3 protein-coding genes are annotated in these 5164 nt (G+C 46.3%); all 3 read left to right on the top strand.

The genetic code is table 11. The annotated features are described in order from the left end of the window. Positions 1-1767: calcium-binding protein (locus tag EHS89_RS20975; RefSeq protein ID WP_124928129.1), on the top strand; the 1767-nt coding region annotated here is incomplete at its 5' end. Positions 1768-2075: 308 nt separating this feature from the next. Further along, on the top strand, positions 2076-2327 hold the full coding sequence (locus tag EHS89_RS20970; RefSeq protein WP_124928128.1) for a hypothetical protein: 252 nt from the start codon (positions 2076-2078) through the stop codon (positions 2325-2327). A gap of 1 nt (position 2328) precedes the next feature. Further along, on the top strand, positions 2329-5164 hold a 2836-nt coding region (locus tag EHS89_RS20965; protein WP_148091908.1), incomplete at its 3' end, for a calcium-binding protein.

Here is a 5164-nt window from a genome sequence, read left to right as displayed (position 1 = left end):
GTTGATCTATTGCTGAGCCACAGTAATGGTACCGACAGCATCCGGATCAAGCAGTGGTATGAGAGCACGCAGTATCAGATAGAGCGGGTGCAATTCAGTGATGCAGATGAGACGGTGTGGAACAAAAACTATCTAACCGCTGCTGCCGCAAACAATGCCCCTGAACTAGTATCTGAAATCTCTGATCAATCACTGACTGAAACTGTGGAATTCAGTTTTGCTCTGCCGGCGGATAGTTTTAGCGACCCTGATGCGGGTGACATGCTGACTTACAAACTTACTGCTATCGATGGAACAGATCTGCCGGATTGGCTGAGCTTTGATCCTGAGAGCCTGACTCTATCCGGTACCCCGCCGGCGGGAGTGGCTGATCTGCAACTGATGGTTACCGCTACCGACAGCTATGGTCTTTCAGTCAGCGATCAGTTCTCACTGAATGTTGAACCTCAATTTAGCGAAATTACCGGTAGTCAAAGTCGAGATGATCTCTCAGGTACTGATGGAACTGATCATCTTTTAGGCTTGAATGGTGATGATATTCTTAGCGGACTTCAGGGTGACGACTGGCTTGAAGGTGGAGAAGGCAGAGATACCCTTTACGGGAATGAGGGAGATGATCGTCTTGAAGGGGGGAATGCCGTCGATAAGCTTTATGGTCATGAGGGGAATGACCACATTATCGGTGGTGCTGGCAATGATGTGATGAACGGCGGTGATGGTGACGATATATTTAGTTTAATCGCCGGCGATAATGGTTTTGATACTGTATTCGGTGATCTCGGCTATGACATCTTGATGGGCACTGAGCAGGACGATCAAATTGGCCTTAAAAAACACAAACCTTACCAGTCTCTTGAGCTTATCGACGGGGCTGAAGGCCACAATGTGATTATCGGGCATGACGGTAAAAACTACCTTGATTTCTCAGAAACAGAATTAATCAATATTGCATATATCGATGGACAGGGGGGGAACGATACCCTGAAAGGCTCCGCTGGCAATGACCTCCTGATAGGGGGATTAGGCGATGACAGTCTCTTTGGTGGTGAGGGCGATGATCGATTCTTGACAGCATCTGAACAAGGGTATGACCGTTATAACGGTGGAGAAGGTTTTGATAGGGTGATCGCTACGGATGCTGATGATCAGATTGGCTTAAAGAGCCATGCAGCGACCAGTAGTATTGAACAGATCGATGGCGGTGCAGGCAGTAATATTATTCTGGGTAATCACAAGTCTAACCGATTGATATTTACACAAACGGAACTTATTAATATTGCTGCAATAGATGGTGGAGCTGGAAACGATTACATCAAGAGTACAGATCAGAATGATGTATTGATCGGTGGCACAGGTAATGATCGTTTGCTGGGAGGCCTTGGCGGAGATGAGTACCTCTTTGATGAAGGTGATGGTCAGGATGTTGTCTATGAGCTGAACGGAGGTGGAATAGATGATCTTGATCGCATTGTCTTTGGTCAGGCAGAAACTACCGATAGCCTGTGGTTTAGTCGTAACGGTGAAGACCTGGTGGTTGATGTGATTGGCAGTGATGATCAGGTAACGATTCAGCGCTGGTTTACACACAGTCGATATCAAGTTGAACAGATTGAGACCCGTAGCGCGATACTGCATGATGAACATGTTGATGCTCTGGTACAAGCAATGGCGGCATTTGATGCACCAACAGGTGTGGGTAGCGTGATACCGGATGAGGTTAAAGAGCAACTACAGCCGGTGCTGGCATCGAGCTGGACGGTTGTTTAAGTTGCAATGCCCGCCATTTGGTGGGCTTTTTTTGCTAAATCATGAGCTGAAATTATTAATCAAAATAGGGATAAGGCTAAATTCTGAAATGAAAACCGGAAAACGCTATTTGATCGAATTTATCCTTACGCCACTGCTTCGATATAAGAATGAAAGTGTCAGGGAGAGGTAGGGATTTTTATAGTATAGAAAATTATACACTTTAATTGTTTTTAGCTTTTAGCTTTTAGCTTTTAGCTTTTAGCTTTTAGCTTTTAGTATGGAGTAAAAATTAATTTAAATTGTAGGTATGAAAAAGGCTTTTAATTATGGCTTGGTTCTTATGGGTTGTTGCTAGTTTTCTAATTAGTTTTATATATATTTCTTGGCGTGGACTTAACTATGACATAGTTATAGGTTTGATTTTTATTGGTGTGTTGTTTCATTTAACTATCAGAATGAAGATATTCAAAAAAATATCTAAAGAACGTAAAGAAACAATTTACCTTGCCATGTCAATATTGATGTTAGTTTTTTCTGTTACGACAATTTTTATGGGATTGCCACATATAAGGGATTAATATGTCAACTTTTTATGTAAGAGAAGAATTTCTAGATGCATGGAAGAAAGCGACTGATGTTAAAAGTGTAAATGAAGCTAAAGCAATACTAGATAATCCACAAAGCTTTGAACCATTGGAGGTTATAAAAGCCGCAGTGACGGTTGCTGATGCAATAGCATCAAATATCCCAGCGGATATGAACACAACAAAAGGATTGGTTACAAAGGCTGTTGGTTCCGTAACAGGGTCGTTATCTCTTGCCTTAAATGTTGCTGATATTGCTGATAAATATCAAAGTGGAAAGGCCAAGTGGACTGATGTTGCAGGTATTATTGGCAGCTTAATGCTAAGAGTACCTGGTCTTCAAGTTGTGGGAGCAATTCTATCTGCATATCCACTCGCAGATGAGTTTGGTCAGTGGTTAGGTAAAGAAGGACACTTAGATCCATTATTTGAATTATATGATAATGCTGTTGATAGCTTATCTGATTTACTCTTCTACCTGTTTGGCCCAGATTACAACCCCGCCTCAGCCTTCCCCGAAGCCGCCGCTAAAGGCTCTCCAATCGCTATAGACCTTGATGGCGATGGTATCGAAACTCTTTCCAAAACCGGCAACGTATTCTTCGATCACGATAAAAATGGTATGGCTGAGCGCAGCGGTTGGATAGCTGCTGATGATGGCTTGCTGGTGCTGGACCGTAATGCCGATGGGCAAATAAATAACGGCGGTGAGCTATTCGGTAACAATACTGAACTGGCTGACGGCACCCTTGCAGCCAATGGCTACGAAGCACTTAAAGCACTGGATGATAACGGTGATGGTGTCATCGACAGTAACGACGCGAGCTTTGCCGATCTGCGTATTTGGCAGGATCTGAACGGCGATGGGCTGAGCCAGACCGATGAGCTGCTAACCCTGGAACAGGCCGGTATCGCTTCCCTCAATACCGACTATCAGAATAGTAACAGCGATGATGGTTATGGCAATATCACCCGCCAGACCTCCACCGCTACCATGGCCGATGGCTCAACTGCAGATACCGCCGATATCTGGTTCGCTGTTAATAAAACCCGTACCGTTGAACAGGATCTGCTGGAACTCTCAGATGAGGTGGCAGCGCTACCCGATGCTGTAGCTTTCGGTAATGTCCGCAGCTTGCGTCAGGCGATGGTCCGGGATGAGGAGCTGACCCAACTGGTACAGCAGTTTACCGATAGCGATTCTGAAGGCGAACGCCTGGGACTGATGGATGCGCTGATCTGGCGTTGGGCCGGTGTTGATGATGTTGATCCCCGCAGCCGGGATGAGTTCGGTACTTTCTATCTGGACGGTCGCAAAGTCGCCGCTTTGGAGCAGCTAATTGGTCAACAATACATCAACCGCTTTGGCGGTAATTACGTACAGGGTCCACAGGCCGCCGGGGTTTTAGGGGCAGAATATAATCGTGTAAAAAGCTATATCTATGCCCAGCTACAGAGCCAGACTCTCTATGCCGAGGCGTTTGATCAGATCGGGCTGGCCTATAATTTCGATACCGACCAGTTCGAGCCGGACCTCAGTGACTTCAAGCAATATATTCTTGATGGCCTTGAGCAGGGTAGCCTGTCCGAAACCGATGCTATAAAGATCTTTAATACCTTCAACGGTGTGGCAAGCTACTCAACCATACTGCAAACCTCGTTGAATACCCTGAAGGGGGATACCGAGCTAGGCGCCTATGTTAACACCCGTGCCATTATCGGTACCGATATCGCGGATCAGCTGAGTGGCTCATCCCAGGACGACTTTATCGCTGGCGGTCAAGGGGATGATAGTCTTAATGGCGGGGCTGGTAACGATACCTATCTGTTTGAGCGAGGGGACGGCAGTGATAATCTTTTTGATACAGCCGGCAGTGATCAGATCAGCTTTGCTGAGGGCATTCTGCCTGAACATATTCAACTAAGCCGCACCCAGACCTCACTGATCATTACCATCAATGATCCAGCAAATCCCGAGCAGAACGATCGCATTGAAATCCTGCACTACTTCGATTTCGATGGCAATACCTCAGCAAACGCGATTGAGCAGCTACTGTTTAAAGATGGTCAGTCTATTGCCCTGAGTAATCTCATTACTGAACAGATATCCAATCAGGCGACGGTAGGTGATGATTATCTTTATGGGGATGCTGCTGGCAATGAGCTAAGCGGCTTAACCGGTAACGATATTCTCTACGGTGGCGCAGGCGATGATACCTACCGCTTTAATATCGGAGATGGCAAAGATGTAATCACCGATACCGCCGGCGCTGATCAGATCATCTTCGGCGCAGGCATCACCCAGGATAATATCCGCTTCACCCGCACCGACGCCGATCTGTTCATTACTCTGATTGATGAATCGAAAACTCCAACCGGTGATGAAATCCGTATTAAAGGCGCTGTTGGGCAGAGTCGTTATACAATCGAATCAGTGCTGTTTAATGGTCAAACAAACCTGACATTTACTGAAATGATGCAACGCTCAGCTACGCTGCATGGCACCGATCAGGATGATCAGCTAACAGGCATACGCCTTAATGATGAGATCTATGGTTATGCTGGTAATGACACCCTGAACGGTGGTAGCGGTAACGACCTACTGGAGGGCGGAGCTGGTGATGATAGTCTGAATGCAGGCGACGGTAATGATCAGCTGGAGGGCGGCGAAGGCAACGATACTCTACAAGCCCGTTTTGGTCATAACAGTCTGTCTGGTGGTGATGGCGATGATGTTCTGAAGATCGACCGCTACAGTAACGGTTATAGCCAGCGGGGTTACAGCAACACGCTGGTTGGCGGGTTGGGTAATGACCGGCTGGAAGGCTGGA

The organism is Amphritea balenae (assembly GCF_003858655.1).
Classification (GTDB): domain Bacteria; phylum Pseudomonadota; class Gammaproteobacteria; order Pseudomonadales; family Balneatricaceae; genus Amphritea; species Amphritea balenae.
Note: the sequence above shows the minus strand (reverse complement) of the source record. Positions and strands in the feature narration are given on the sequence as shown.